The 26708-nt window shown below is 73.0% G+C and carries 28 protein-coding genes and 1 riboswitch; of the genes, 26 read left to right on the top strand and 2 right to left on the bottom strand.

The genetic code is table 11. The annotated features are described in order from the left end of the window. Nucleotide 1 precedes the first annotated feature (1 nt). The gene (locus AC1DPN_RS10755) at nt 2–400 is read right to left on the bottom strand and encodes a hypothetical protein (protein ID WP_477084736.1); all 399 of its coding nucleotides are present in this window, start codon (nt 398–400) and stop codon (nt 2–4) included. A gap of 351 nt (nt 401–751) precedes the next feature. Here AC1DPN_RS10755 and mihF point away from each other — a divergent pair, with 351 nt between their 5' ends. The 18 genes from mihF to AC1DPN_RS10665 all read left to right on the top strand — a co-directional run bounded on the left by mihF (nt 752) and on the right by AC1DPN_RS10665 (nt 16439). Next, complete coding sequence (gene mihF, locus AC1DPN_RS10750) at nt 752–1063, top strand: integration host factor, actinobacterial type (RefSeq protein ID WP_028046342.1); 312 nt, start codon at nt 752–754, stop codon at nt 1061–1063. 82 nt (nt 1064–1145) lie between these two features. Then, nucleotides 1146–1715: a guanylate kinase gene (gene gmk / locus AC1DPN_RS10745; protein WP_477084735.1), complete on the top strand. Its 570-nt coding sequence runs from the start codon at nt 1146–1148 to the stop codon at nt 1713–1715. Between the two features lie 59 nt (nt 1716–1774). Beyond that, nucleotides 1775–2038, top strand: coding sequence for a DNA-directed RNA polymerase subunit omega (rpoZ, locus tag AC1DPN_RS10740; RefSeq protein ID WP_028046344.1), 264 nt, complete (start codon nt 1775–1777; stop codon nt 2036–2038). A 9-nt stretch (nt 2039–2047) separates the two neighbouring features. Further along, nucleotides 2048–3244, top strand: a complete 1197-nt coding sequence (coaBC, locus tag AC1DPN_RS10735; protein ID WP_477084734.1) for a bifunctional phosphopantothenoylcysteine decarboxylase/phosphopantothenate--cysteine ligase CoaBC — start codon at nt 2048–2050, stop codon at nt 3242–3244. A gap of 37 nt (nt 3245–3281) precedes the next feature. After that, nucleotides 3282–4484 (top strand): methionine adenosyltransferase, encoded by a 1203-nt coding sequence (metK, locus tag AC1DPN_RS10730; protein ID WP_477084733.1) that lies wholly within the window; start codon nt 3282–3284, stop codon nt 4482–4484. 85 nt (nt 4485–4569) lie between these two features. Beyond that, nucleotides 4570–6621: a primosomal protein N' gene (locus AC1DPN_RS10725; RefSeq protein ID WP_477085196.1), complete on the top strand. Its 2052-nt coding sequence runs from the start codon at nt 4570–4572 to the stop codon at nt 6619–6621. Further along, nucleotides 6618–7268, top strand: a complete 651-nt coding sequence (locus AC1DPN_RS10720; RefSeq protein ID WP_477084732.1) for an HAD family hydrolase — start codon at nt 6618–6620, stop codon at nt 7266–7268. Before AC1DPN_RS10725 ends, AC1DPN_RS10720 begins: the two co-directional genes overlap by 4 nt. 10 nt (nt 7269–7278) lie before the next feature. Further along, on the top strand, nt 7279–8217 hold the full coding sequence (locus AC1DPN_RS10715; RefSeq protein WP_477084731.1) for a methionyl-tRNA formyltransferase: 939 nt from the start codon (nt 7279–7281) through the stop codon (nt 8215–8217). Further along, on the top strand, nt 8214–9713 hold the full coding sequence (locus AC1DPN_RS10710) for an RsmB/NOP family class I SAM-dependent RNA methyltransferase (RefSeq protein WP_477084730.1): 1500 nt from the start codon (nt 8214–8216) through the stop codon (nt 9711–9713). Before AC1DPN_RS10715 ends, AC1DPN_RS10710 begins: the two co-directional genes overlap by 4 nt. Before the next feature lie 13 nt (nt 9714–9726). Beyond that, complete coding sequence (rpe, locus tag AC1DPN_RS10705) at nt 9727–10389, top strand: ribulose-phosphate 3-epimerase (protein ID WP_477084729.1); 663 nt, start codon at nt 9727–9729, stop codon at nt 10387–10389. Between the two features lie 83 nt (nt 10390–10472). After that, nucleotides 10473–10605, top strand: a riboswitch (FMN riboswitch). 75 nt (nt 10606–10680) lie between these two features. Next, nucleotides 10681–11739, top strand: a complete 1059-nt coding sequence (ribD, locus tag AC1DPN_RS10700; protein ID WP_477084728.1) for a bifunctional diaminohydroxyphosphoribosylaminopyrimidine deaminase/5-amino-6-(5-phosphoribosylamino)uracil reductase RibD — start codon at nt 10681–10683, stop codon at nt 11737–11739. Further along, a complete protein-coding gene (locus tag AC1DPN_RS10695; protein WP_477084727.1) occupies nt 11740–12345 on the top strand; it encodes a riboflavin synthase in 606 nt (201 codons plus the stop codon). Further along, nucleotides 12342–13697, top strand: coding sequence for a 3,4-dihydroxy-2-butanone-4-phosphate synthase (gene ribB / locus AC1DPN_RS10690; RefSeq protein WP_477084726.1), 1356 nt, complete (start codon nt 12342–12344; stop codon nt 13695–13697). The genes AC1DPN_RS10695 and ribB overlap by 4 nt, the downstream gene beginning before the upstream one ends. Further along, the gene (gene ribH, locus AC1DPN_RS10685; protein WP_477084725.1) at nt 13694–14161 is read left to right on the top strand and encodes a 6,7-dimethyl-8-ribityllumazine synthase; all 468 of its coding nucleotides are present in this window, start codon (nt 13694–13696) and stop codon (nt 14159–14161) included. Before ribB ends, ribH begins: the two co-directional genes overlap by 4 nt. Continuing rightward, nucleotides 14161–14868, top strand: a complete 708-nt coding sequence (pnuC, locus tag AC1DPN_RS10680; RefSeq protein ID WP_477084724.1) for a nicotinamide riboside transporter PnuC — start codon at nt 14161–14163, stop codon at nt 14866–14868. The genes ribH and pnuC overlap by 1 nt, the downstream gene beginning before the upstream one ends. Further along, a complete protein-coding gene (locus tag AC1DPN_RS10675; RefSeq protein WP_477084723.1) occupies nt 14865–15128 on the top strand; it encodes a phosphoribosyl-ATP diphosphatase in 264 nt (87 codons plus the stop codon). The genes pnuC and AC1DPN_RS10675 overlap by 4 nt, the downstream gene beginning before the upstream one ends. Nucleotides 15129–15144: 16 nt before the next feature. Then, the gene (gene hisG, locus AC1DPN_RS10670) at nt 15145–15993 is read left to right on the top strand and encodes an ATP phosphoribosyltransferase (RefSeq protein WP_477084722.1); all 849 of its coding nucleotides are present in this window, start codon (nt 15145–15147) and stop codon (nt 15991–15993) included. After that, the gene (locus AC1DPN_RS10665; protein ID WP_477084721.1) at nt 15981–16439 is read left to right on the top strand and encodes a PH domain-containing protein; all 459 of its coding nucleotides are present in this window, start codon (nt 15981–15983) and stop codon (nt 16437–16439) included. The genes hisG and AC1DPN_RS10665 overlap by 13 nt, the downstream gene beginning before the upstream one ends. Nucleotides 16440–16449: 10 nt before the next feature. Here AC1DPN_RS10665 and AC1DPN_RS10660 read toward each other — a convergent pair whose 3' ends face one another. Further along, nucleotides 16450–17574 carry a DUF3866 family protein gene (locus AC1DPN_RS10660; protein WP_477084720.1) on the bottom strand — a complete coding sequence of 375 codons (1125 nt, stop codon included), beginning with the start codon at nt 17572–17574 and terminating at the stop codon, nt 16450–16452. Between the two features lie 34 nt (nt 17575–17608). Here AC1DPN_RS10660 and AC1DPN_RS10655 point away from each other — a divergent pair, with 34 nt between their 5' ends. The 8 genes from AC1DPN_RS10655 (at nt 17609) to AC1DPN_RS10620 (ending at nt 26623) form a co-directional block, all read left to right on the top strand. Continuing rightward, the gene (locus AC1DPN_RS10655; RefSeq protein ID WP_477084719.1) at nt 17609–18652 is read left to right on the top strand and encodes a helix-turn-helix transcriptional regulator; all 1044 of its coding nucleotides are present in this window, start codon (nt 17609–17611) and stop codon (nt 18650–18652) included. Then, complete coding sequence (locus AC1DPN_RS10650) at nt 18645–19619, top strand: helix-turn-helix transcriptional regulator (protein ID WP_477084718.1); 975 nt, start codon at nt 18645–18647, stop codon at nt 19617–19619. Before AC1DPN_RS10655 ends, AC1DPN_RS10650 begins: the two co-directional genes overlap by 8 nt. Nucleotides 19620–19621: 2 nt before the next feature. Further along, entirely contained in the window at nt 19622–19951 is a 330-nt protein-coding gene (locus AC1DPN_RS10645; RefSeq protein WP_477085195.1) for a hypothetical protein, read from the top strand. Nucleotides 19952–20013: 62 nt separating this feature from the next. Next, nucleotides 20014–20310, top strand: coding sequence for a Sec-independent protein translocase subunit TatA (gene tatA, locus AC1DPN_RS10640; protein ID WP_477084717.1), 297 nt, complete (start codon nt 20014–20016; stop codon nt 20308–20310). A gap of 43 nt (nt 20311–20353) precedes the next feature. After that, nucleotides 20354–21142 (top strand): twin-arginine translocase subunit TatC, encoded by a 789-nt coding sequence (gene tatC / locus AC1DPN_RS10635; RefSeq protein WP_477085194.1) that lies wholly within the window; start codon nt 20354–20356, stop codon nt 21140–21142. Next, nucleotides 21139–22056: a diacylglycerol/lipid kinase family protein gene (locus AC1DPN_RS10630; RefSeq protein WP_477084716.1), complete on the top strand. Its 918-nt coding sequence runs from the start codon at nt 21139–21141 to the stop codon at nt 22054–22056. The genes tatC and AC1DPN_RS10630 overlap by 4 nt, the downstream gene beginning before the upstream one ends. 62 nt (nt 22057–22118) lie before the next feature. After that, on the top strand, nt 22119–24977 hold the full coding sequence (locus tag AC1DPN_RS10625; protein ID WP_477084715.1) for a DEAD/DEAH box helicase: 2859 nt from the start codon (nt 22119–22121) through the stop codon (nt 24975–24977). A 17-nt stretch (nt 24978–24994) separates the two neighbouring features. Then, on the top strand, nt 24995–26623 hold the full coding sequence (locus AC1DPN_RS10620; RefSeq protein WP_477084714.1) for an amidohydrolase: 1629 nt from the start codon (nt 24995–24997) through the stop codon (nt 26621–26623). Nucleotides 26624–26708 lie beyond the last annotated feature (85 nt).

Genomic DNA, 26708 nt, shown 5'->3' with positions numbered 1-26708 from the left:
CTCAGGCGAGCGCCGGGACTCGGTCCGCGGCACGGCTCGCTGCGGCGATGTGTCGTGCCACGTATGCCGCGTCCCTGCTGACGCCGAGCACCATGGCCGACGAGAACGCGTACCGGAACGGCAGACCCATGAAGTACAGCCCCGGTACGGACGTGACCCCACGGTCGGTGACGGGGTAGCCGTCGTCGCCGAGCGGCGCGGGCTCGACCCAGCGGTAGTCGTCGCGGAAGCCCGTTGCCCAGACGACGCACCGAGCGTCGCAGACGGAGCCGTCGTCGAACTCGGGGCGGCGTCGCGGACGCCCGTGCGACGCGCCCACCACCAGCACCCGCCCGGCGGGCACCTGGTCCGGGTTCCGGTACTGCGTCGAAGGCGTTCGCCAGGAGGTCGCACCCCTCATCGTCGTGCCAGCTCAGGAGGGCTGCGGACGACCATGCGAGAAGATCGCGAGCATCGAGCTGGACCTCCGTGGCCGCTCGCGCGAAACCGGAGTACGCCTCCTGCCACGCCCCGGCGACGACGGCCTCCTGCGCTCGCTCGAGCTCGGTCCCGCCCCCCATCGCGCGCTCCTCGATCCGCGGACGCCATCCGACGTCCTCACGCTACGCCCGGTAGGTACCGCGACCCGAAGAGCTGACGCCGATCGACCCCCCCGCGTTGCCGTTCACCTGGTCGCTCGCTAGTTTCGTCTCAATGGTCCCGCGTCCATGACGTGCAGGATCGCCGGCCCAAGGACGAGAAGGTGACGCGCGTGGCTCTCCCCCCGCTGACTCCCGAACAACGAGCGGCAGCACTCCAGAAGGCAGCTGCGGCGCGGCAGGCCCGCGCCGAGGTCAAGAATCGCCTGAAGTACTCCCAGGGCACGCTCTCCGAGGTGATCGCGCAGGGCCAGGCGGACGAGACGATCGGCAAGCTCAAGGTGCTCGCGCTCCTGGAGTCGCTGCCTGGCGTCGGCAAGGTCAAGGCTCGTGCGATCATCTCCGAGATCGGAATCTCCGAGACGCGGCGCGTCCGTGGCCTCGGGCCGCACCAGGTGAAGGCTCTCGTCGACCGATTCGGGTGACGAACCGGGTCCTGCGGCGCTGCTCTCGTCCTGAGGCTCCGTTCACGGCCCACCACATCGCCCGAGGAGTGCTGCACCACCCATGACGACGACGCCCGCCCGGCTGACCGTTCTCGCCGGACCGACCGCCGTCGGCAAGGGGACCGTGTCCGCCGACGTCCGGTCCCGCTATCCCGAGGTCTGGCTCTCGGTCTCTGCGACGACCCGTTCCCCGCGGCCGGGGGAGGTGGACGGGGTCCACTACCTGTTCCTGTCCGGCGACGAGTTCGACCGGATGGTCGCCCACGGGGAGTTCCTGGAGTGGGCGGTCGTGCACAGTCAGAACAAGTACGGCACTCCGCGGCGACCCGTCGAGGAACGGCTCGCGGCCGGCGAGCCGGCACTCCTCGAGATCGACCTCCAGGGCGCCCGCCAGGTGCGGGCGTCCATGCCGGACGCGCACTTCGTGTTCCTCGCCCCGCCGACGTTCGACGAGCTCGAGCGGCGGCTGGTGGGGCGGGGGACCGAGGGTGCCGAGGAGCGGGAGCGCAGGTTGGCGACCGCCCGGGTCGAGCTCGCGGCGGCCGAGGAGTTCGACCAGATCATCGTGAACGACGACGTCCACCGCGCGACGGACGAGCTCGTCCGCGGGATGGGCATCCCGACCAGGTAGGATGGGGGCAGTGCTTGTCGTGAGCAGCCCCAACATCCTCGTACTCTTGGGAGATCACCGTGTCCGGAACCGTCGCAGCCCCCACCGGCATCACCGACCCCCCCATCGACCGCCTGCTCGAGCGCGCTGACTCCAAGTACGCCCTGGTGCTGTACTCGGCCAAGCGTGCGCGTCAGATCAACGCGTACTACTCGCAGCTCAACGAGGGCCTGCTCGAGTACGTCGGCCCGCTGGTCGACACCCGCCCGCAGGAGAAGCCGCTCTCGATCGCCATGCGCGAGATCGACGCCGGCCTGCTGACGTCCGAGGCCACCGAGGGCTGACCTGTCCCCATGCGCATCGTCCTCGGTGTCGCCGGCGGCATCGCCGCCTACAAGTCGGTGCTGCTCCTGCGGCTGCTGCGCGAGGCGGGACACTCCGTCCGTGTCGTGCCCACCCGGGCGGCGCTCGAGTTCGTCGGTCGTGCCACGTGGGAGGCCCTGTCGGGTCAGCCCGTGACCACCGAGGTCTTCGAGGACGTCGACCAGGTCGCCCACGTCGCGGTCGGCAAGCAGGCCGAGCTCGTGATCGTCGCGCCGGCCACCGCCGACCTGCTCGCCCGAGCAGCGACCGGCCAGGCTGACGACCTGCTCACCGCCACGCTGCTAGTCGCACGGTGCCCCGTGCTCCTGGCGCCTGCGATGCACACCGAGATGTGGGAGCACCCCGCCACAGTCGCCAACGTCGCGACGCTGCGGTCCCGCGGGGTGCACGTGCTCGACCCCGCCGCCGGTCGGTTGACCGGTGCGGACACGGGCCCGGGTCGTCTGCCCGAGCCGGAGGACATCGCTGCGGCGGCACTCGCCCTCGTCGCCACCCGCGAGCAGGACCTGGCGGGGCGGCACGTCGTGATCTCCGCCGGCGGCACGCGCGAACCGCTCGACCCGGTGCGCTTCCTCGGCAACCGGTCCTCGGGACGCCAGGGCGTCGCCCTCGCGAGCGCCGCTCTCGAGCGCGGCGCTCGCGTCACGCTCGTCGCGGCGAACATCAGCGTCCCCGTGCCGCCGGGCGTGGACGTGGTCCCGGCCGAGACCGGTGCTGACCTGCGCGACGCCGTCCGTGCCGCAGCGAAGGACGCCGACGTCGTCGTCATGGCGGCCGCGGTCGCCGACTACCGGCCGCGGAACGCGGTCGAGACGAAGATCAAGAAGGGCGCCGACGGCGTCGCACCGGTGCTCGAGCTCGTCGAGACGGTCGACATCCTGGCCGAGCTCGCGCACGACCGGCTGCGCACGGACCAGGTGGTCGTCGGGTTCGCGGCCGAGACCGGCGACGTGACGGGTTCCGTGCTCGAGCACGGACGCGCCAAGGCGCTGCGCAAGGGAGCCGACCTCCTCGTGGTGAACGCCGTGGGTGACGGCCGCGGGTTCGGCACCGACGCGAACGACGTCACGATCCTGGACGGCCGCGGCGAGATCGTCGCGACGGCGTCCGGGAGCAAGCACGATGTCGCGCACGCTGTCTGGGATGCGGTCATCACGCTCGCGTGAGCCCGGATCGCGCACCCTCACCATTACGCTGTGCGCCATGACCGAGACACCCCTGCGCCTCTTCACGTCGGAATCCGTCACCGAAGGTCACCCGGACAAGGTCTGTGACCAGATCTCGGACGCGATCCTGGACGCCCTGCTTGAACAGGATCCGCACGCTCGGGTCGCCGTCGAGACCATGGTCACCACTGGTCTGGTGCACGTCGCGGGCGAGGTGACCACGAGCGCGTACGTCGAGATCCCGCAGATCGTGCGCCAGGTCGTGAACGGCATCGGCTACACGTCGTCGCACATCGGGTTCGACGGCGACTCGTGCGGCATCTCGGTCTCGATCGGGCAGCAGTCCCCGGACATCGCGGCCGGCGTGGACAAGGCGCTCGAGGTGCGCGACGACTCCTCGGACATCGACCCGCTCGACCTGCAGGGCGCCGGCGACCAGGGGCTGATGTTCGGCTATGCGACCGACGAGACCCCGTCGCTCCTGCCGCTGCCGATCTGGCTCGCGCACCGGCTCGCCGAGCGCCTCACGGCCGTGCGCAAGGAGGGCATCGTCCCCGGGCTCCGCCCCGACGGGAAGACGCAGGTCACCATCGGCTACGACGGCGACCGTGCGGTCAAGCTCGACACCGTCGTCATCTCGACGCAGCACGATCCCGACATCCAGCTCGAGACGCAGCTGCGGCCCGCGATCGCCAAGCACGTCGTGGAGTTCGTCCTCGACGGGCTCGACCTCGACACCTCCGACTTCCGCCTCCTCGTCAACCCGACCGGTGTGTTCGTGACCGGCGGACCGCAGGGGGACGCCGGTCTGACCGGCCGCAAGATCATCGTCGACACCTACGGCGGCATCGCTCGCCACGGTGGCGGCGCGTTCTCGGGCAAGGACCCGTCGAAGGTGGACCGGTCCGCCGCGTACGCGATGCGCTGGGTGGCCAAGAACGTCGTCGCCGCGGGCCTGGCCCGCCGGTGCGAGGTCCAGATCGCCTACGCGATCGGCAAGGCGAACCCCGTCGGCCTGTACGTCGAGACGTTCGGCACCGAGACGGTCCCGCTCGACCGCGTGACTGCCGCGATCCGCGAGGTGTTCGACCTGCGCCCCGCCGCCATCGTGCGTGACCTGGACCTGCTGCGCCCGATCTACCAGAAGACGGCCGCGTACGGTCACTTCGGTCGCGAGCTGCCCGAGTTCACCTGGGAGCGCACGGACCGCGTCGCCGCCCTGCAGGCCGCGGTCGTCTGACCGGCCTGTGGATTCCCGCGCTCCCGCTGTGGGTCGCGGGTGATGAGATGAGCTCGTGGACGTGACGGCGGACGGCGAGCAGCTGATGCTCGACGGGTTGCCCCAGCCGCGTCGGCGCACGCGGCTGCCGGCCAGCGGTGTGGAGGTCGCCGAGCTGCTGCCGGTCGCGCGCGTCTGCGTCGACCTGCCACCCGCGCACCTCGACCGCGTCTTCGAGTACGTCGTCCCTGCCACGCTCGCAGAGACGGCAGTGCCTGGGACTCGCGTCAAGGTCCGGTTCGGTGGCCAGGACGTCAACGGGTACGTGCTCGAGCGGGTCGAGGAGGCCGAGCACGACGGAACCCTGGCGCCGCTGCGCAAGGTCGTCTCCGCCGAGCCTGTCCTGTCGCCTGACGTGGCGCGGCTCGCGCGCGCCGTGGCCGACCGCTGGGCGGGCACCCTCGCCGACGTCCTGCGCCTGGCGATCCCGGCACGGCACGCACGCGTCGAGGCGGAGGTGCCGGGCCCGACAGAGGCGCGTGCGGTGCCGACGCCCTCGGCGACCGCGTGGACTCCGTACCGAGGCGGCCCAGCCTTCCTCCAGCACCTCACGGCCCAGGGCGCGCCGAGAGCCGTCTGGTCCGCCCTGCCCGGCGCGGCGGGGGACCGCTGGCCGGACGCCATCGCGCAGGCCGTCGCGGCATGCCTGCTCGGCGGTCGAGGGGCACTCGTCGTCGTGCCGGACGCGCGCGACATCGACCGGGTCCTGGCCGCGCTCGGCGAGGTCGGGGTGCCGCGCTGGACTCCGGGCGCTACCGGCGGCGCGGTCCGGCTGGCGGCCGACGACGGTCCTGCCGTGCGCTACCGGTCGTTCCTCGCCGCTCTGCGGGGTCAGGCCGACGTCGTGGTCGGCACCCGCGCATCCGCCTTCGCACCCGTGCGCGACCTCGGTCTCGCCGTGGTGTGGGACGACGGCGACCCGCTGCACGCCGAACCCAGGGCGCCGTACCCGCACGTGCGCGAGGTGCTCGCCCTGCGCTCCGAGCTCGAGTCGTGCGCGCTGCTCGTCGCCGCGCACGGCCGGAGCGTCGAGGCGCAGGCGCTCGTCGAGAGCGGCTGGGCACGGGAGGTCGCGGCCGACCGTGCCACGACGCGCGCCCGGGGGCCGCGGGTCCAGGCCCTGACCTCCGCCGAGCTGGCACGCGAGGGTCCCGCGGCGGCCGCGCGTCTGCCCGCGCCGGCCTGGCGGGCGGTGCGTGACAGGCTCGCGGACGGGCCCGTGCTCGTCCAGGTGCCGCGGGCCGGGTACCTGCCTGCGGTCGCGTGCGGTCGGTGCCGCGCGTCCGCTCGGTGCGGGAGCTGTCACGGTCCGCTCGGCCTGACATCCGCGAGCTCGGCACCCACGTGCGGATGGTGCGGCCGGCTGGCCACCGACTGGCGGTGCACCGAGTGCGGTTCCGCCGCGCTGCGGTCCGTGCGGGTGGGGTCGGAACGCACCGCCGAGGAGCTGGGCCGGGCATTCCCGGGCGTCCCGGTTCGTGTCTCGGGGGCTCGCGCCGCAGCGGGCGTCCTGGCGACCGTGCCGGACGTCCCGTCGGTCGTCGTCTCGACGCCGGGCGCCGAGCCGGTGGCCGCTGGCGGCTACGCGGCGGCGCTCCTGCTCGACGCGTCGGTCAGCACGGCAGGCGGTGCGCTGCGTACCGGCGAGGACGCGCTGCGGCGCTGGCTCACGGCCGCGGCGCTCGTCCGCTCGGCCGCGGACGGGGGAGTGGTCCTGCTCGTCGGGGACGCCGAGGAGCGCGTGACCCAGGCGCTCGTGCGCTGGGACCCGGCCGGGTACGCGTCGCGTGAGCTGGCCGAGCGAGCGGAGCTGGCACTGCCGCCGACGGTCCGGATCGCGTCGGTCACGGGTCCCCGCGACGCCGTGGACACGCTCGTGGGCCGTCTCGACGTCCCCGAGCTGGAGGTCCTCGGCCCGGTCCCTGTCGAGGCCCGGGAGGAGGAGTCCCTCGAGCCCGAGGTCCGTGCCCTGGTCCGGGTCCCGCGGAACAGGGGCACCGCTCTCGCCCGCTCGCTCGCCGCGTCGCAGGCGGTCCGCAGCGCGCGCCGTGAGGGTGGCACGGTCCGCGTCCAGCTCGACCCGGCGGACCTCGGGTGAGGGTGGACGGCGGAGGTGAGCGTGGACCGCGGACGAGCGTCGACGCCGTCGTCTTCGACCTCGGGCAGGTGCTCGTCCGTTGGGACCCGTACCTGCCGTACGCCGGCCGGATGGTCCGCGAGGACGTCGACGCGTTCTTCGACGAGGTCGACTTCGCGACCTTCAACCACCACCAGGACGCCGGACGGTCCTGGGCTGAGGCACGCGCCTCGCTCGTTGCGAGGTTCCCGCACCACGCGCCTGCGCTCGACGTCTACGTCGAGCACTTCGCCGACTCGCTCGCCGGCCCGGTCCCAGGCTCGGCGCAGCTCGTCCGGGATCTGCTCGACGCCGGGATCCGGACCCTTGGCCTGACCAACTGGTCGGCCGAGACGTTCCACCACGCCGTCCCGGCAGCCCCCGCGATCGGCCTGCTCGAGGAGGTCCTGGTGTCCGGGGACGTGCACCTGGCCAAGCCGGATCCCCGCATCTTCCGGCTGCTGATCGAGCGTTTCGACCTCGACCCCGCCCGCACGGTCTTCACCGACGACGCTGCGCGGAACGTCGACGCCGCTGCCCTGTGCGGCCTCCAGGCGGTGCGGTTCACCTCGGCCGACCAGCTGCGGACCGACCTTCGTGCGCGCGGGGTACCGCTGCCGCCCGCCTAGGATCGGGGCCATGCGACTGCTCTTCGCCGGAACCCCCGCGGCCGCGGTGCCGTCGCTCGAGGCCCTCCTGGGGTCCCGCCACGAGGTGGTCGCGGTGCTCACCCGCCCGGACGCGCGGTCGGGACGCGGGCGCGCCTCCGGCGTCAGCGCCGTGAAGGCTCGCGCGCTCGACGCCGGCCTGGAGGTGCTCACCCCGGACAAGCCGCGCGACGACGACTTCCGCGCCCGCCTGGCCGAGCTTGCCGTCGACGCCGCGCCGGTCGTGGCGTACGGAGCGCTGATCCCCCCGTCGCTTCTCGACGTCCCGGTGCACGGCTGGGTCAACCTGCACTTCTCGGTGCTGCCCGCCTGGCGCGGCGCCGCTCCCGTGCAGCACGCGCTGATCGCGGGCGACGAGGTCACGGGCGCCTCGACGTTCCGGCTCGAGCAGGGCCTCGACACCGGACCCGTGTACGGGTTCCTCACTGAGACGATCCGCCCGCGCGACACGTCCGGCGACCTGCTCGGCCGGTTGGCGACCGCCGGCGCGGGCCTGCTGGTGCAGACGCTCGACGCGATCGAGGACGGGATCCTGAGCCCCGTCGCGCAGAGCACCGACGGCGTGAGCCACGCGCCGAAGCTGGAGACGGAGGATGCGCGCGTGCGGTGGACGCACCCGCCGCACGCCGTCGACCGCCGGATCCGTGGCTGCACGCCGGCCCCCGGAGCCTGGACGACGCTGCCCGACGGCTCACGCCTGGGTCTCGGACCTGTGCTCGAGGCGCCCGACGTCACGGATCTGGCCCCCGGAGAGCTGCGGGCGGGCAAGCGCGACGTCCACGTGGGCACCGGCGGGCACGCCGTCCGGCTCGGCGACGTCACCCCGCAGGGCAAGCGGCCCATGGTCGCCGCCGACTGGGCCCGCGGTGCCCGCCTCGACGCCACGATCCTGCTCGGGGGTGCGGCATGACCGCCGACGACCGTCGTGACGCGACCGGCCGCCAGCGTGGGGCCGCGCGCGCGCAGGGCCGGACCCAGCGCTCGTCGTCTGCGCCGTCGCAGCGCCGCAAGGGCAGCGATGCAGCCCGCACCGCCGCGTACGACGTCCTGCGCGCGGTGGCGGGTACCGACTCGTACGCGAACCTCGTCCTGCCCCCGCTGCTGCGGGAGCGCAGGATCAACGCGCGCGACGCGGCGTTCGCCACCGAGCTCGCCTACGGCACGCTGCGGCTGCAGGGGCGCTACGACGCGATCATCGCGCTGGCCGCCGCCCGTCCGACCGAGAAGATCGACCCACCCGTGCTCGACGTCCTCCGGCTGGGCGCCCACCAGCTGCTCGGCATGCGGGTGCCCGCGCACGCCGCTGTCTCGGAGACGGTGGGCCTCGCCCGCGAGCAGCTCGGCACGGGTGCCTCGCAGTTCGTCAACGCGGTCCTGCGCGCGATCGGTCGCGAGTCGCTGGCCGTCTGGGAGCAGCGCATCTCCCAGGACGCCGACGAGCTCGGCGCGCTGGCGGCCGTGCAGAGCCACCCGCTCTGGGTGGTCCGCGCGCTGCGTGAGGCGCTCGTCGGGCACGGTCGCTCGGCCGACGAGATCGAGGAGCTGCTCGTCGCCGACAACGTCGCCCCGCACGTGACGGTGGTGGCGCGACCGGGCCTCACCGACGTCGAGGAGGTGCTCGCCGAGGCCGGGGGGTCCACTCCCGGTGTGCTCACACCCACGGCAGTCGTCCTGGCCGGCGGCGACCCGGCCGCCCTGTCGAGCGTGCGCGACGGCCGGTCGGGCGTGCAGGACGAGGGCAGCCAGCTGGTCACGCTGGCCCTGACCGGCGTCCCGGTCGAGGGTCGCGACGACCGCTGGCTCGACCTGTGTGCCGGGCCCGGCGGCAAGGCGGCCCTGCTCGCCGCCGTGGCGGGGGAGCGGGGCGCGCAGATCGTCGCGAACGAGCTGCAGCCGCACCGTACCCAGCTCGTCGAGCAGTCGTTGCGCGCGGTCCCCGCCGACGCGGTCGAGGACGTGCGGACGGGTGACGGTCGCGAGGTCGGGACGCAGGAACCGGCGGGCTTCGACCGCGTCATGGTCGACGCTCCGTGCACCGGTCTCGGTGCGCTGCGGCGGCGTCCGGAGGCACGCTGGCGCCGGAGCCCGGCCGATCTCGCACCGCTGAGCGCCCTGCAGCGCGAGCTGCTCGTGTCGGCGCTCCGGGCGGTGAGACCCGGTGGCGTCGTCGCCTACGTGACGTGCTCGCCGCACCTGGCCGAGACCCAGCTCGTCGTCAAGGACGCGCTCCGCGCCGCGGGCCGTGACGGGCTCTCCGTCGAGACGCTCGACGCGCAGGCCGCGGTGCGTGCCGTCGTACCCGGTGGCGAGATCGACCTGCCCGACGGACGTCTGGACGTCCAGCTGTGGCCGCACGTGCACGGCACGGACGCGATGCACCTGACGCTGCTGCGACGAACCGCGTGACTAGGCTGCAGGCGTGCCTGCGCTGATCAACCCGAGCATCCTGTCCGCCGACTTCGTCAACCTCGAGCGCGACCTCGCGGCGATCGCGAACGCCGACTACGTGCACGTCGACGTGATGGACAACCACTTCGTCCCGAACCTCACGCTCGGGCTGCCGATCGTCACCAGGATCGCGCAGGTCTCGGCGGTACCGCTCGACGTGCACCTCATGATCGAGGACGCCGACCGGTGGGCCCCCGAGTACGCGGCGGCCGGAGCTGCGTCGGTGACGTTCCACGCCGAGGCGACCCAGGCGCCCGTGCGGCTCGCCCGCGAGCTGCGGTCGAACGGGGTGCGTGCGGGCATCGCGCTGCGCCCGGCGTCCCCGGTCGAGCCGCTGCTCGACCTGCTGCCCGAGTTCGACATGGTGCTCGTCATGACCGTCGAGCCCGGGTTTGGCGGCCAGTCCTTCATCGAGGGCATGCTGGCCAAGATCCGCCGGACACGGCAGGCGATCGAGGAGACCGGCGCGTCGACGTGGCTCCAGGTGGACGGTGGCGTCTCGCGGGACACCATCGCCGGCATCGCGAACGCCGGTGCCAACGTGTTCGTCGCAGGCTCGGCGGTCTACGGCGCGGCCGACATCGGCGCGGAGATCACGGCGCTTCGCCAGCTCGCGGACAGCGCCACGGCCTGATCCGGGAAACTCGACGCTGATTGTCGGGATTCAACTCGGGAATGCCCGGTGTGGCATGATCGTTGGCGCAGTACGAACACATACACGTGCTCCGGGGTCGGTGTAATTCCGAGCCGGCGGTGACAGTCCGCGACCCGACCGGTCCGCAAGGATCGGGCGGTTGACCTGGTGGAACTCCAGGACCGACGGTGAAAGTCCGGATGGGAGGATCACGTGGCGGCGCTCTGCGCCGTGGTTGCGGGACCCTTCCTGCCGCCCCATACCCCGGAGCCATCGCGCCCGGAGGTGAGCATGTCCAGCACGGAGGTCGAGCGCGTCGCTCCCGCCGAGCTGTCCGCCCTGCGGCACGCGCTCGAGATCGCTCGCCGCGGCCCGGCGAACGGTCCGAACCCACGCGTGGGTGCGGTTCTGCTCAGCCCGACCGGCGAGGTGCTGGGGGAGGGCTGGCACCGTGGCGCGGGTACCCCGCACGCCGAGGTCGCCGCTCTCGTCGACGCCGAGGCCCGCGGCACCGACACGGTCGGCTCGACCGCGGTCGTCACCCTGGAGCCCTGCAACCACACGGGCCGGACCGGACCGTGCTCCGAGGCACTGATCGCGGCCGGCGTCGCACGCGTCGTGGTGTCGGTCGGCGACCCGAACCCGGTGGCAGCTGGTGGTGCGCAGCGCCTCCGCGAGGCCGGCGTCGACGTGCAGACCGGCGTGCTCGCCGACGAGGGCCGCGAGCTGCTCGGCGCGTGGCTGCCGTCGGTCGAGCGGGGACGGCCGTTCGTCACGCTCAAGCTGGCGACGTCGCTCGACGGCCGGATCGCCGCAGCCGACGGGTCGAGCCGATGGATCACGTCGGAGGTCTCGCGTCACCACGCGCACGACCTGCGGGCGGAGGTGGACGCGATCGTCGTCGGCACGGGGACCGCGCTGGCGGACGACCCCTCCCTGACCGCGCGCAACGCGGCCGGAGAGCTGCACGGGCACCAGCCGTTGCGGGTCGTCGTCGGCCATCGGCCCGTGCCGGCCGGTGCACGTCTGCGGGGCGAGGGGGGCGAGCTGCTCGAGCTCGGCACGCACGACCCCGCCGTCGTCCTGTCCACGCTGGCGGAACGCGAGGTCCGGCACGTCCTCGTCGAGGGCGGACCGACGCTCGCCGCCGCGTTCCTGCGCGCCGGGCTGGTCGACGAGGTGCACGCCTACGTCGCGCCCGTCCTGCTCGGCGCCGGGCCGCCCGCCATGGCCGACCTCGGCATCACCGCCATCGGCGACGCCGTGCGGCTCGTCACGCAGCGCGTCGTGCCGCTCGGCCCGGACGTCCTGATCGTCGCTACGCCCAGCACCACCACGGAGGAGAGCTGAATGTTCACGGGAATCGTCGAGGAAGTCGGCACCATCGCGGCGATCGAGACCGAGGGGACCGACGCGCGCCTGCTCGTGCGCGGACCGCTCGTCACCTCGGACGCGCGCCTGGGTGACTCGATCAGCGTCTCCGGCGTGTGTCTCACCGTGACCGGGCTGCCCGGCGACGGGACGTTCTGGGCCGACGTCATGCCGGAGACCCTGCGACGCAGCGCGCTGGAGGACCTCGGTGTGACCAGCCCGGTGAACCTCGAGCGTGCGCTGGCCGTCGGCGGTCGTTACGGCGGGCACGTCGTGCAGGGCCACGTCGACGGCGTGGGCGTGATCCTGAGCCGCACGCCGGGACCGCGCTGGGACGACGTCGAGATCGGACTCTCGCCCGAGCTGACGCGGTACATCGCGGAGAAGGGCTCGATAGCGGTGTCCGGGATCTCGCTGACCGTCACGCACGTGGCCGACGAGTCGTTCGGCGTCTCGCTCATCCCCACCACGCTCGAGGCCACGACCCTCGGTACCCTCGCACCCGGAGCTCGCTTGAACATCGAGGTCGACGTCCTGGCCAAGTACACGGAGCGGCTCCTGTCGTCGGCCGGGGTGCTCCGATGAGCATCCGCCTGGGTACCGTCGAGGAGGCCCTCGAGGCGCTGCGCCAGGGGCGCCCGGTCCTCGTCGCGGACTCTCCGGACCGCGAGAACGAGGCCGACGTCATCCTCGCCGCGCAGTCGGCGACGCCGGAGTGGATCGCGTGGACGATCCGGCACTCGTCGGGGTACCTCTGCGCGCCCATGCCGGCGTCGCGGGCGAACGCGCTCGACCTGCCGCTGATGGTCCCGCACAGCCAGGACCCGCGCCGCACCGCCTACACCGTGACCGTCGACGCCGCCACGGGCGTCACCACGGGGATCTCTGCGTCCGACCGGGCGCGGACGCTCCGGGTGCTGGCCGACCCGGCGTCGGGTCGCGAGGACCTCATCCGCCCGGGTCACGTCCTCCCGCTGCGGGCCGTCCCGGGTGGCGTCCTGCACCGCGCGGGACACACCGAGGCCGCGGTCGACCTGTGCCGGCTCGCCGGCCTGGAGCCCGTCGGTGCGATCGCCGAGCTGGTCAACGACGACGGGTCGATGACCCGGCTCGACGACTCGTCGGCGCTGGCCGAGGCGGAGGGGCTCGTGCTCCTGACCATCGAGGACATCGTCGCCTGGCGCACGCGTCACGGCGACGACGTGACCAGCGAGGTCGCCGTCGCCGCGCCCCCCCGTGAGCGCGTGCACGCCACCCACACCGCCTACCTGCCCACCAAGCACGGCGAGTTCCGCATCCACGGCTACCGCGACCTGCGCACCGGCGACGAGCACGTCGCGCTCGTGCCCACGAGCGGGCTGGCCGAGCACCCGGTGGTCCGCGTGCACTCGGAGTGCCTGACGGGTGACGCGTTCGGCTCGGCCCGGTGCGACTGCGGTCCGCAGCTCGACGCCGCGCTCGAGCTCGCCTCCGAGCAGGGCGGCGCGGTCGTCTACCTGCGCGGGCACGAAGGTCGGGGGATCGGCCTTCTGGCCAAGGTCGCCGCCTACGCGCTGCAGGACTCCGGCCGGGACACGGTCGAGGCCAACCTCGACCTGGGCTGGCCCGCGGACCGTCGCGAGTACGGCGCCGCGGCCGCGATCCTCACCGACCTGGGCGTCACCCGGATCAGCCTGCTGACCAACAACCCCGCCAAGGTCGCCGGCCTGCGCGCGCACGGCATCGACGTCGCCGAGATCCGCAGCCTCGAGGTCGGGCAGACCCCGCAGAACGAGGCCTACCTGCGGACCAAGGCCACGTCCATGGGGCACCTGCTCCACCTGGCACCCGGCACGGAGCGTGACCCGATCGCGGTCGCGCCCGTCCACGCGACACCGGCCCTGCCCGGTGCCGACCACGAGGATCACGCGTTCGAGAACCTGGAGGACCTGGCATGAGCGGTGCTGGAGCACCCACCCTGACCGTCGACGGAACCGGCCTGAAGGTCGTGGTCGTCGCCGCGAGCTGGCACACGGTCGTGATGGACGGCCTGCTCGCAGGTGCAGAGCGCGCCCTCGAGGCGGCGCACGTCAAGGACGTCACGGTCATCCGCGTCCCGGGGACCTTCGAGCTGCCCGTCGCCGCGCGCGCCGCCGTGGAGGCCGGCGCGAACGCGGTCGTGGCGCTCGGCGTCGTCATCCGCGGCGGGACGCCGCACTTCGAGTACGTGTGCCAGGCCGCGACGCTCGGACTCACCGACGTGGCCGCCTCGACGGGCGTCCCGGTCGGCTTCGGGGTCCTGACCTGCGACAACGAGGCCCAGGCTCTCGACCGCGCCGGCCTGGAGGGCTCGCACGAGGACAAGGGCGCCGAGGCGGCAGAGGCGGCCGTGGCGACGGTTGTGGCGCTGAGAGGGCTGTAGTGCACAGCTGGCTCTTCGATGCGACGTGGACCATCGCGGGCCACGACATCCTGTGGCGCGAGATCGTCGGCAACGGCTTCGGGCTGGGATCGGCGATCGGCGGCATGCGGCGCAAGGTCTGGGCGTGGCCCGTAGGCATCGTCGGCAACGTGCTGCTCTTCACCGTGTTCCTCGGCGGGGTGTTCCACACGCCGCAGGCGCGTGACCTGTACGGGCAGGCAGGACGCCAGGTCTTCTTCATCATCGTCTCGGTGTACGGCTGGGTGCGGTGGAGCCAGGCGCGGGCGGCCGGACGCGCGCACGGAGACCCGGATGCGCCGGGGGTCGTCCCGCACTGGGCGGGACGGCGCGGCTGGATCCAGCTCGTCACCATCGGGGTCGTCGGGACCGTCGCGTTCGCCTACATCTTCCAGGCGCTCGGCTCGTGGGGGCCGTGGGCGGACGCGTGGATCTTCACGGGGTCGTTCCTGGCGACCTACGGCATGGCCCGGGGCTGGATCGAGTTCTGGCTCATCTGGATCGCGGTCGACGCTGTCGGCGTACCCCTGCTGTTCTCGGCCGGCTACTACCCGTCCGCGGTGCTCTACCTCGTCTACGCCGGCGTGGTGATCTGGGGCTTCGTCGTCTGGTGGCGGCAGCAGGCCCGCGCCCGGCCAGCGGACGGCGACGGGGGCCGTCCGCATCAGCCCCTACTCTTGGCCGAGTGAAGACTTTCGACGCGCTGTTCGCCGAGCTGGCGGACAAGGCGACCACCCGTCCCGCCGGCTCCCGCACCGTCGCCGAGATCGACTCGGGCGTCCATGGCATCGGCAAGAAGGTCGTCGAGGAGGCCGCCGAGGTCTGGATGGCCGCCGAGTACGAGTCGGACGAGCGGACGGCTGAGGAGATCTCCCAGCTGCTGTACCACCTGCAGGTGCTCATGATCGCGCGCGGACTGACGCTCGACGACGTGTACGCGCACCTCTGAGACCCGAGGACCCGCTGTGCTGAGAATTGCCGTCCCGAACAAGGGCTCCCTGTCCGAGCCCGCCGTCGAGATGCTCAAGGAGGCCGGGTACAAGCAGCGCCGTGACTCGCGCGAGCTCGTGCTGCCCGACCCGGACAACGACGTCGAGTTCTTCTTCCTGCGCCCGCGCGACATCGCGGTGTACGTCGGCGCGGGCACCGTCGACGTCGGCATCACCGGCCGCGACCTGATGCTGGACTCGGAGTCCGCCGCGGTCGAGCACCTTCCGCTCGGCTTCGCCCGCTCGACGTTCCGGTTCGCCGGCACGGCGGGGGAGTGGACCGCCGTCGAGCAGGTCGGCGGTCGCCGGGTCGCGACGAGCTACCCGGTGCTGGTCCGTGCGTACCTGCGCTCGCTCGGCATCGAGCCGGCCGGCGTGGTGCGTCTGGACGGTGCGGTCGAGTCCGCCATCAAGCTCGGCGTGGCCGACGTGATCGCGGACGTCGTCGAGACGGGTACGACGCTGCGTGCGGCGGGCCTGGAGATCTTCGCCGATCCCATCCTGCGCTCGGAGGCCGTCCTGGTACGCAGGGCCGACGGCGACGAGCCGGCGGGCCTCGACGTGCTCACGCGCCGCATCCAGGGCGTCCTGACGGCGCGCGAGTACGTGCTCATGGACTACGACGTGCCGCTCGGCCTCGTCGACGACGCTGTCGCGATCACGCCCGGTCTGGAGTCGCCGACGGTCTCGCCGTTGCACAACCGCGACTGGGCGGCCGTGCGGGCGATGGTCCGCCGCGACCAGACCAACCGCGTCATGGACTCGCTCTACGACATCGGCGCCCGCGCGATCCTGGTGACGTCGATCCACGCGTGCCGACTCTGAGCAGGTCGACCGTGGCGTCGCCGTACAGGACGTTCCGACCCCGCGCCGCGCGGGTGGTGACGCTGGTGCTCGGCGTGGCTGTGATCGTCCTGACGGGGCTCCTGATCGTGATGATGCCCGGGCTCAACACGGGCGACCAGGTCGGCTTCGCGCTCGTGGCGCTGCTCATCGTGTGGTTCTGCTGGCGCCAGGCGACCGTCCAGGCACGCGTGGACGCCGACGGCGTCACCGTCCGGAACCTCGTCTACACGCGACGCCTCGAGTGGGCCGAGATCGTGTCGGTGCGCTTCGGCTCCGGGCGCCCGTGGGTGCAGCTCGACCTGGCCGACGGCGACACCCTCGCGGTCATGGGCATCCAGCGCGCGGACGGCGCGTACGCCGACGCCGAGGCGCGCCGGCTGTCGACCCTCGTCGCGCAGCACACCGAGACGTCCCGGGACGACTGAGGCTCGAGAGTCAGCGGAGCAGGTCGACCGCGTGCACGCCCGCGGCGGCAGCGGACAGGAAGGACGCCGGGTCGGCGTCCAGGCCTCGGCCCATCGTCGACAACCGGACCGGCGAGCCGGCCAGGGCGCTGAGCAGGTCCGACCCGGCGGGCACGCGCACCAGACGGTGCCGTGCCGACAGCGCTGCGGCCTGGTCGTCGATGCGGTGCCCGAGCCCGTCCAGGGTCCCCGGGTCGAACACGGGGACGACGACGTCCGCGGCCGCGAGCGCGACGCGCCCGTAGGCGGTGAGCGAGTGGTGCGAGACGCCGAGGTGACGCTCGCGCTCGTCGGCACCCGAGACCCGTAGCGACGCGACCGGTCGTCCGCCCAGGGCTGCCACAGCGTTGACGGCCTCGCCGGCGGCGACCCCCGAGAAGCCCCAGCGGGTTCCGGTGCCGAGGTTGCCCGGTCCCTGTGCGACGACGACGAGGTCGGCCCCGACGACGTGACGGGCGGCGAGAAGGCCCGTGTGCACCGTGACGGCCTCGAGGTCGCCGCCGAACGCCTGACCCGTGGTGATGCACGCGTCGATCCAGCCGGCGCTGCGCAGTCCGGCGACCGCCCGGGAGAACCAGGCAGGCAGGGCGCCGCCGTCGGTCATCACGTAGGCGACCCTCGGCGCGGACCGCCCGGCGAGCGCGGCGGCGAACCGTGCACCGACGATGATCGCCGGCAGCGCGGAGTGCAGGTCCGCGACCACGACGGGCAGACCGTCGAGGTCGTCGGCGTCGCGCAGGAGCTCGTGGTGCGGGGACTCCTGGTCGTCGACACCCAGGACCATGGCCTGCAGCGGCGTGTACCGCGCCTTGACCAGGTGCCCCGGACCGTCGGGCGGGTCGAGCGGAGGCGCGTCCGGCAGGGCGACGACGAGCGCGTAGCCGCCGGTGCCCAGGCCGCGTGCCAGGGCGGAGACGTTGAGAAGGACCCGGTCGCCGACCGTCGGAGAGCCCACGAGACCGGGGTACGCCAGTGCCCGGACCGTGTCGCCGGTGTTGACCGAGCCGACCGGGGACTCGAGCTCGACCGTCACCTCGGCGGCCCCGGGCCAGGTGGATCCGAGCGACACCACGACTCCTGCACGCCACGTGATCACGCGCCCACGCTACCGGCCACTACGGTGGTGCCCGATGGCTGCTCAGATCGCCCCCGCCGAGCGCCTGCTCAACCTCGTCATCGCCCTCGTGAACACCGCGGGCCGGATGACGAAGGAGCAGGTGCGCACGAGCGTCGCCGGGTACCAGGAGGCGCCGTCGGACGACGCGTTCGAGCGGATGTTCGAGCGCGACAAGGACACGCTGCGCGACCTCGGCATCCCGATCCTGACCATCACCGACGCGGGTCACGGTGACGACATCGGGTACCGCGTCGACCTCGACGCCTACGCGCTGCCGCCCCTGGACCTGACCGCCGCCGAGCTCGGCGTGCTGGCGATGGCCGCGCAGGTCTGGCAGGACCAGTCGGTCCAGGCGGACACCTCACGGGCGCTGACCAAGCTGCGGGCCGTCGGCGAGGGTGTCGAGTCGACCGACCTGGTCGCGGGTCTGGCACCGCGGGTGCGTGCCGGCGGTGGTGCGTTCAGCCCGCTGGTCGACGCCGTCCAGGCGCGTCAGGCGGTGCGGTTCACCTATCGCGCCGCAACCACCGGCGAGGTCCGCACGCGTGTCGTCGAGCCGTGGAAGCTGCTGGCTCGCCGGGGCGGATGGGTCCTCATCGGTCTCGACCGAGACCGCGCAGCGAGCCGGTCGTTCCGGCTCAGCCGCATCGAAGGACCGGTCCGCACGGTGGGGGAGCCCGGCACGTTCGAGGCCCCCTCGGCGACCGCGCTCGCCGAGGCCCTGCGTGCCTGGGGCTCGGGGCCCGAGAACATCGCGACCCTCGCGATCCTGCCCGAACGCGCCAGCGCACCTCGCGCACGTGCGGTCCCGCCGCCGGCCGACGCCCCGGACTGGGCGGCCGACCCCGTGACAGGCCCGATCATCGCCAACCGTGAGCTGGTGCACGTGCCCTACCGGGCGGCATGGGAGCTCGCCGAGGAGCTCGTCGGCTACGGCGCGGCCGTCGTGGTGCTCGCACCGGAGAGCCTGCGGGGGCACGTGCTCCACCTCCTGCGTACCGCGGCCCAGCTCGACCGCGACGACGACGGTGCAGGGGAGGTGCGCGTCGATGGCTGAGCGCGCGAGCGACCGGCTCCTGCGGATGCTGGGGATGATCACGTACCTCGACCGCCACGAGGGTGTCTCGGTCGAGGAGATCGCCGACCAGTTCGGCGTCACGACGAACCAGGTGATGTCCGACATCGACACGCTCTGGGTCACCGGCACGCCCGGCTACTACCCGCACGACCTCATCGACTTCGACGCCGCGTCGTACGAGCAGGGCGTCGTGCGTCTGACCGAGTCGCGCGGCATGACCCGTCCGCTGCGCCTGGGTGCCCGCGAGGCCGTCGCCCTCGTCGCGGCGCTGCGTGCGCTCGACTCGGCTCTCGGCTCCGCCTTGGACCCCGAACGTGCCGCCGTCCTGCGCTCGGCTCTCGGGAAGCTGACCGCGGCGACCGGCGACGCGGCCGCGGCGGTCGACGTCCGCCTCGCCGTGGACGGGGCGCCCGAGGTCGCCGCCGCGGTGGCGACCGCGCTCCGGGAGGGTCGACGCCTGCACCTGCGGTACGTCAACGCCTCGGACATCGCGACCGAGCGCGACGTGGACCCGATCCGGCTGGCGACCGACGACGAGCGGTCGTACCTGCTCGGCTGGTGCCTGCTGGTCGACGGCGAGCGGCTGTTCCGCATCGACCGGGTGCTCGAGGCCCACGTCCTGGACGTGCCGAGCCTCGACCACCAGGTGAGCGACCGGGCACACCTGTTCGCTCCCGGACCGGAGGGCGAGCTCGTCACGCTGCACCTGGGGAGCCGCGCCCGCTGGGTCGCGGAGACGGCGCCGGTCGAGGCCGTCCGCAACCACGACGACGGTTCGTTCGAGGTGGACCTGCGGATCGTGCAGGAGTCCTGGCTGCGGCATCTCGTCCTGCAGGTGGCCGACGAGATCCTGGACGTCTCGCCGCCCCGGGTGGCGCACGAGGTCGCGACCTCGGCCCGCGCAGCCCTGCGGGCGTACGGTCTGCTCGCCGAGACGGGGGCGTGACGATGCTCTGGTTCTCCGTGTGGACCGTGCTGGTGCTCGCCACCCTGGGCGGCGCGTTCCTGCTGGGGCGCCGGCTCTGGCGCTCGGGCCTCGCGCTGGCCAAGGAGCTCGGCCGTGCCGCGGAGGTCGCCGAGCAGCTCGCGGTGCGCGTCGACGAGCTCCAGTCGGCCGCGGCGGCGCTGCGTGAGGACACCGGACCGAACGTGTTCGACGACCCCGCCGAGATGTACGACCGCTACGCCGAGCTGCGCGTGGCCGCAGCGGGTCGGCGGGTGGCACGGCAGGCGCGACGGGAAGCGACTCGACGCGCGTGGAAGGCGTACTGGCGCTGACCGTCGACCGGCACGCGTAGGATCGCTGTGTTTCATCCACCCAACGAGGGAGAGGTCGGGCCGTGCTCAGAAACCTCAGCGCCTGGCATGTCGTCATCCTGCTCGTCGTGGTGCTTCTCGTCTTCGGCGCCAAGCGCCTCCCGGACGTCGCCAAGAGCGTCGGCCAGTCGATGAAGATCTTCAAGAACGAGGTCAAGGACCTGAACAAGGACGACGCCCCGACGTCGGACGCGACTGCCAACACCCCGCCGGCCGCCCAGAACACCGTCGTCACGCCGCCGGTCGTGGTGCAGTCACCCGTCGTCTCGACCCCGGACCGGCCCGAGCCGACCGAGGGCTCCGCCCCGCCGAAGGTCTGAACCACACGTGAGCGCACGCCGCGGGGGTGAACCCGGCGGCCGGATGCCGCTGCGGGCACATCTGGTCGAGCTGCGTCACCGGTTGTTCCTCGCGGTCCTCGGCCTGCTGGTCGGTTCGGTGATCGGCTGGTTCCTCTACACGCCTGTCTTCGAGGCGCTGCAGCAGCCGATCGTCGACGTCGCGGAAGAGCGCGGCAGCCTCATCACACTGAACTTCGCCGGCCTCGCCGCGTCGTTCGACATGCAGATCAAGGTCTCGTTCTTCCTGGGCGTCCTCATCTCGAGCCCCTGGTGGATCTACCAGCTCTGGGCGTTCGTGACGCCCGGCCTGACGCGCCGCGAGCGGGGCTACACCTTCGCCTTCGTCGGCGCAGCCGTGCCGCTCTTCCTCGCGGGCGCGTACCTCGCATGGTGGGCCCTGCCCAACGCGGTCCGGCTCCTCACCGAGTTCACCCCCGAGGGTGCGACCAACATCATCGACGCGCAGACGTACATGAGCTTCGTCATGCGCCTGCTGCTCGCATTCGGGCTCGCGTTCCTGCTCCCCGTGCTGATCGTGGCCCTGAACTTCGCGGGCCTGGTGTCGGCGGCGGCGTGGCGACGGGGCTGGCGGTGGGCGGTGGTCGTCGCCTTCGTCTTCGCCGCTGTCATGACCCCGACGCCCGACGCGATCACGATGCTCATGGTCGCCCTGCCGATCTGCGGCCTGTACTTCGTCGCGCTGGGCATCTGCGAGATCCACGACAGGCGCGTCAACAAGCGCCGCCTCGCCGAGGGCCTGCCCACCCTCGATGGGCACATGCCCGGGGACGCCCCCGGAGGGGCGGCGTGACCCGACTCGGCGTCGTCGTCAACCCCACCGCAGGCAAGGGGCGGGGCTCGGCCGCCGGCCGACGTACGCACGAGCTGCTGCAGTCCCGCGGCTACGACGTCCAGGACCTGTCAGCCGCGTCCCTGGCGCTCGCGACCGACCGCGCCCGGGCGGGCGTGCTCGCCGGGCTCGACGCCCTGGTCGTGGTCGGTGGCGACGGCATGGTGCACCTCGGCGTGAACGTCGTCGCCGGCACCGGCGTGCCGCTCGGCATCGTGGCGGCGGGGACGGGCAACGACATCGCGCGCACGCTCGGCGTACCCAAGCCCGGCGACGTCGACGGCTCCGTCGCGGCCGTCGAGCACGGACTGGCAGAAGGGGCTCGGCCGGTCGACGCCGTGCGGGTCGGCCCGCCCGGGACCGCGGCGCACGAGTGGTTCCTCGGGGTGCTGTCCTGCGGCTTCGACGCGGCGATCAACGCCCGGGCGAACGAGATGACCTGGCCCAAGGGCTCCGGCCGGTACGTCCGTGCGCTGCTGGCCGAGCTGCCCAGGTTCGTGCCCTACGGGTACCGCGTGACCATGGACGACCACGTCTGGGAGTCGACCGGCACGCTCGTCGCCGTCGCGAACATCCCCTGGATCGGCGGCGGTCTGAAGATCGCGCCCGACGCGCTGGTCGACGACGGCCTGCTCGACGTCATCGTGGCCGGACCGTTCAGCAAGGCAGGCGTGGTGAAGATCTTCCCCGGCATCTACGGAGGCAAGCACGTGGGACATCCCTCGGTCGAGGTCTACCGCAGCAGGTCGGTGCTCATCGAGCCGATCACCGAGCTGGGCGGGCTCCCACCGGCCGCCTTCGCGGACGGCGAGCGCATCGGACCGCTGCCCCTGCGGGTCACGATCGAGCCCGGAGCCGTGTCCGTCCTGTGCTGACGCGGCGGCCGGGAGCCGCGCGGCGGCCCTGCTCGCTGCCCGACTGTGCCTAGGGTGTGCGTGTGGTGGCCCGCTCCCGCAAGACGTCCCCTCCCGTTGAGCCCGCTCGTGCCGAGCCCTCTCCCGCCGAGCGCTACGCGGCCTCGCGGCGTCGTGCCGACGAGGAACGCACCGAGCTCGCGCAGTTCCGGGAGCTGCTGAGCTTCCCGCTCGACGACTTCCAGGTAGACGCGTGCCTCGCGCTCGAACGCGGAAGCGGCGTCCTGGTCGCGGCGCCGACGGGTGCCGGCAAGACCGTCGTGGGCGAGTTCGCGGTGCACCTGGCGCTGCAGTCGGGCCGCAAGGCGTTCTACACGACGCCGATCAAGGCGCTCTCCAACCAGAAGTACGGCGACCTGGTGCGCCGATACGGTTCCGAGAAGGTCGGGCTGCTGACGGGCGACACGACGATCAACGGCGACGCTCCCGTGGTCGTGATGACCACCGAGGTGCTCCGCAACATGCTCTACGCGGGTTCGTCGGCCCTGCAGGGTCTCGGGTTCGTCGTCATGGACGAGGTCCACTACCTGGCCGATCGCTTCCGTGGGCCGGTCTGGGAAGAGGTGATCATCCACCTCACCGACGACGTGCAGCTCGTGTCCCTGTCGGCGACGGTCTCCAACGCCGAGGAGTTCGGCGACTGGCTCGCGACGGTCCGCGGCGACACCACCGTGGTGGTCAGTGAGCACCGACCCGTCCCGCTCGGCCAGCACGTCCTTGTACGAGGTGAGCTGCTCGACCTGTACGCCGGCCACGTCGACCCGACCGCGCCGGGCGTCGACCCACCCATCAACCCGGACCTCACGCACCTGCTGCGACGCAGCAACCGCGAGGAGGAGCCGATGCCGCGGCGGGGGCCCGGACACCGGAACCGCCAGCAGAGCCGCCCGCACCGGCCCGGGGGAGGCGGTCGTCCGACGCCGAGGTTCGCCGTCGTCGACGCGCTCGAGGCCGACGGGCTGCTGCCCGCCATCGTGTTCATCTTCTCCCGCGCCGGGTGCCAGGGCGCGGTCCAGCAGTGCCTCGCGGCCGGCGTGCGGCTGACGAGTCCGGCCGAGGCCTCCCGCATCCGGATGATCGTCGAGGAGAAGTGCGCGGCCGTCCCGCCCGAGGATCTGCCGGTGCTGGGCTACTGGGAGTTCGCCGAGGCGCTGAGCCGAGGCGTCGCGGCCCACCACGCAGGGATGCTCCCGCTGTTCAAGGAGACCGTCGAGGACCTGTTCTCGCAGGGGCTGGTCAAGGTCGTGTTCGCCACCGAGACGCTCGCGCTGGGCATCAACATGCCCGCGCGGTCGGTCGTGCTGGAGAAGCTCGTCAAGTGGGACGGCTCCAACCACGTGGACGTCACGCCGGGGGAGTACACGCAGCTCACGGGCCGCGCGGGTCGGCGCGGGATCGACACCGAGGGCCACGCGGTCGTCGTCTCGCACTCGGGGCTCGACCCCGTGCAGCTCGCGGGCCTGGCGTCGAAGCGTCTGTACCCCCTGAAGTCGAGCTTCCGCCCGACCTACAACATGGCGGTCAACCTGGTGGCGCAGGTAGGGCGTGACCGGGCCCGTGAGGTCCTCGAGACGTCCTTCGCGCAGTTCCAGGCAGACCGAGGGGTCGTCGGCCTCGCGCGTCAGGCACAGGGGCACACAGAGGCCCTGGACGGGTATGCCAAGGCGATGGAGTGCCACCAGGGGGACTTCGCCGAGTACGCGTCGCTGCGGCGCCAGATCACGGCCCGCGAGAAGGACCTGACCCGCGCCGAGGCGACCGCCCGCCGCGCCGAGGTCGCCCGGACGCTCGAAGGTCTGCGTCCCGGTGACGTGCTCGAGATCCCGGTCGGGCGTCGATCGGGGCACGTGGTCGTCATCGACCCGGGCGGCGAGGCAGGGTTCGACGGACCGAAGCCCACGGTCCTCACCGTCGACCGGCAGGTCCGCAAGCTCACGGTGGCCGACGTCGGCACCGGGGCCCGGACCGTCGGCTTCCTGCGCGTGCCCAAGGGCTTCACGGCCCGGGTGCCCGCGGCCCGTCGAGACCTCGCGGCCCAGCTCCGCGCCGCGGTCAGCGACGGCGGGCACGCGCACACGTCGAAGGCACGCGTCCGGCCGACCCGGCGGGTTGCGGCCACCGACGATGCCGAGATCGCCGACCTGCGGCGTCGGATGCGCGCACACCCCTGTCACGGCTGCCCGGACCGCGACGACCACATGCGCTGGGCCGAGCGCTGGGCGCGCCTGTCGGGCGAGCACGACGCGCTCGTCGCGCGCATCGCGGGGCGCACCGGCTCGATCGCTGCCGTGTTCGACCGGATCTGCGACGTCCTGCTGAACCTCGGCTATCTCGCACAGTCGGAGGCCGACGGCGGGCGGGCGACGCTGGAGGTCACGGACGCGGGACGGTGGCTGCGTCGGATCTACGCCGAGAACGACCTGCTGCTCGCCGAGTGCCTGCGTCGCGGCGTGTTCGACGAGCTCGACGCGCCGGGGCTCGCGGCGGCGGTCTCGGCGCTGGTCTACCGGTCCCGACGCGACGACGCGAACGAGCCTCGCATCCCGGGTGGTCCCGCGAGCCGGCTGGGCGTCGCGCTCGACGCGACCGTGCGCGCGTGGTCCGAGCTCGACGACCTGGAGGCCGCGCACAAGGTCGAGACGACCCAGCCGCTCGACACCGGGCTGGTCGAGGCCGTGCACCGGTGGGCCGCGGGACGCAGCCTCGACGCGGTGCTCAAGGGCAACGAGCTGTCCGCGGGCGACTTCGTGCGTTGGTGCAAGCAGGTCATCGACGTGCTCGACCAGATCTCCCAGGCGGCGCCCCAGGACCGCGTGCGGGCGACCGCGCGCAAGGCTGTCGACGCCCTGCGGCACGGCGTGGTGGCGTACTCGTCGGTCTAGGGGCCTATCGTGCCCCTGTGAGCTCGACCCTCTACCGCCACGGCGCGGTACACACGCCTGCTGACCCGTTCGCTGAGGCGCTGCTCGTGGAGGACGGCGTCGTCGCCTGGGTCGGGGCTGACGACACGGCCGACGGCATGGTCGCGCGCGCCGACGAGGTCATCGACCTGGACGGCGCGCTCGTCGCGCCAGGGTTCGTCGACGCGCACGTCCACGTGCTCGAGACCGGACTGGCGCTCGGGAGCATCGACCTGTCGCAGACGGGCGGTGTGCGCTCCCTCGCGGACGCGCTCGACGCGGTGCACCGGGCCGCGCAGCACCGCTCCGGCGACGGCCCTCTGCTCGGGTTCGGCTGGGACGAGCAGGCGTGGCCCGAGGGACGGCCGCCCACCCGGCACGAGCTCGACGCCGCGGCCGGCGGCGCTCCGGTCTACCTCGCCCGCGTCGACGTGCACTCGGCCGTGGTGTCGAGCGCACTGACCGCGAGCGCCGGGCTGGACGTCCTGCCGGGCTGGAGCTTCGACGGTCGGGTCGAGCGGGACGCCCACCACGCTGCCCGCGACGCGGCTCGTGCGGTCGACCCCGCGCGCAGGACGCGGCTGTACCGCGAGGCGCTCCAGCATGCGGCGTCTCGCGGCGTCGTGTCGGTGCACGAGCAGTCGGCCCCGTTCATCGACACGCGCGAGGGGCTCGTCGAGCTGCTCGCGCTGACCGCCGACGAGACCAGCGGTCTGCCGCACCTCGTCGGCTACCGCGGTGAGCTCTGCGTGACCGTCGACGACGCCCGCGAGATCTTGGCTGCAGTCCCGGGGCTGACGGGGATCGGCGGCGACCTGAACATCGACGGTTCGCTCGGCTCACGCACGGCCGCACTCCGCGCGCCCTACACCGACGCCCCGGACAACGCCGGCGCGCTCTACCTGACCGCCGAGCAGGTCTGCAACCACCTCACCGCGGTCACGCGCGCAGGGGTGCAGGGCGGGTTCCACGTCATCGGTGACCGGGCCATGGACGAGCTGCTCATCGGGTTGCGGGCCGCGGTCGACGTCGAGGGTCCGGAGGCGATCGCGCGACGAGGGCACCGGCTCGAGCACGCCGAGCTCGTGGACGCACCCACGCTCGCGGCGCTGATCCTGCTGGGCGTCCAGCTGAGCGTGCAGCCCGGCTTCGACGCCGCCTGGGGCGGACCGCACGGCATGTACGCCGCGAGGCTCGGTGCCGGCCGGGCGGCCGCGCTCAACCCCCTCGCGGACCTGGCCGCCGCCGGCGTCCCGCTCGCCTTCGGCTCCGACTCGCCCGTCACGTCGATCGATCCCTGGGCCGCCGTGCGAGCAGCCGTCCAGCACCGCTCCGTCGACCAGCGGATCTCCGCACGCGCCGCCTTCCGGGCCTCGACGCGCGGAGGCTGGCGTCTGGCCGGGCTCGACCACACCGGAGCGGGGGAGCTGCGGGTCGGGTCGCCTGCACACCTGGCGGTCTGGCGGGCCGAGCACCTCACGGTCCAGTCCGCCGACGGCAGCTTCTCGTCGTGGAGCACGGACGCGCGCGCCGGGATACCTCTGCTCCCGGACATGTCGCCCGACGCGCCTCTGCCCGAGTGCCTGCGCACCGTGCGCGGCGGCACGGTCCTGCACGACACGTTCTGACCTCGCGACGGCCTCCGGAACGACGCGCGACGGCTCCTCTCCGGACACGCCGACCGAGACACGCCGAGCGAACTGGACATCTGAC

The sequence above is a fragment of the Cellulomonas sp. P4_H4 genome (genome assembly GCF_056400865.1).
Note: the sequence above shows the minus strand (reverse complement) of the source record. Positions and strands in the feature narration are given on the sequence as shown.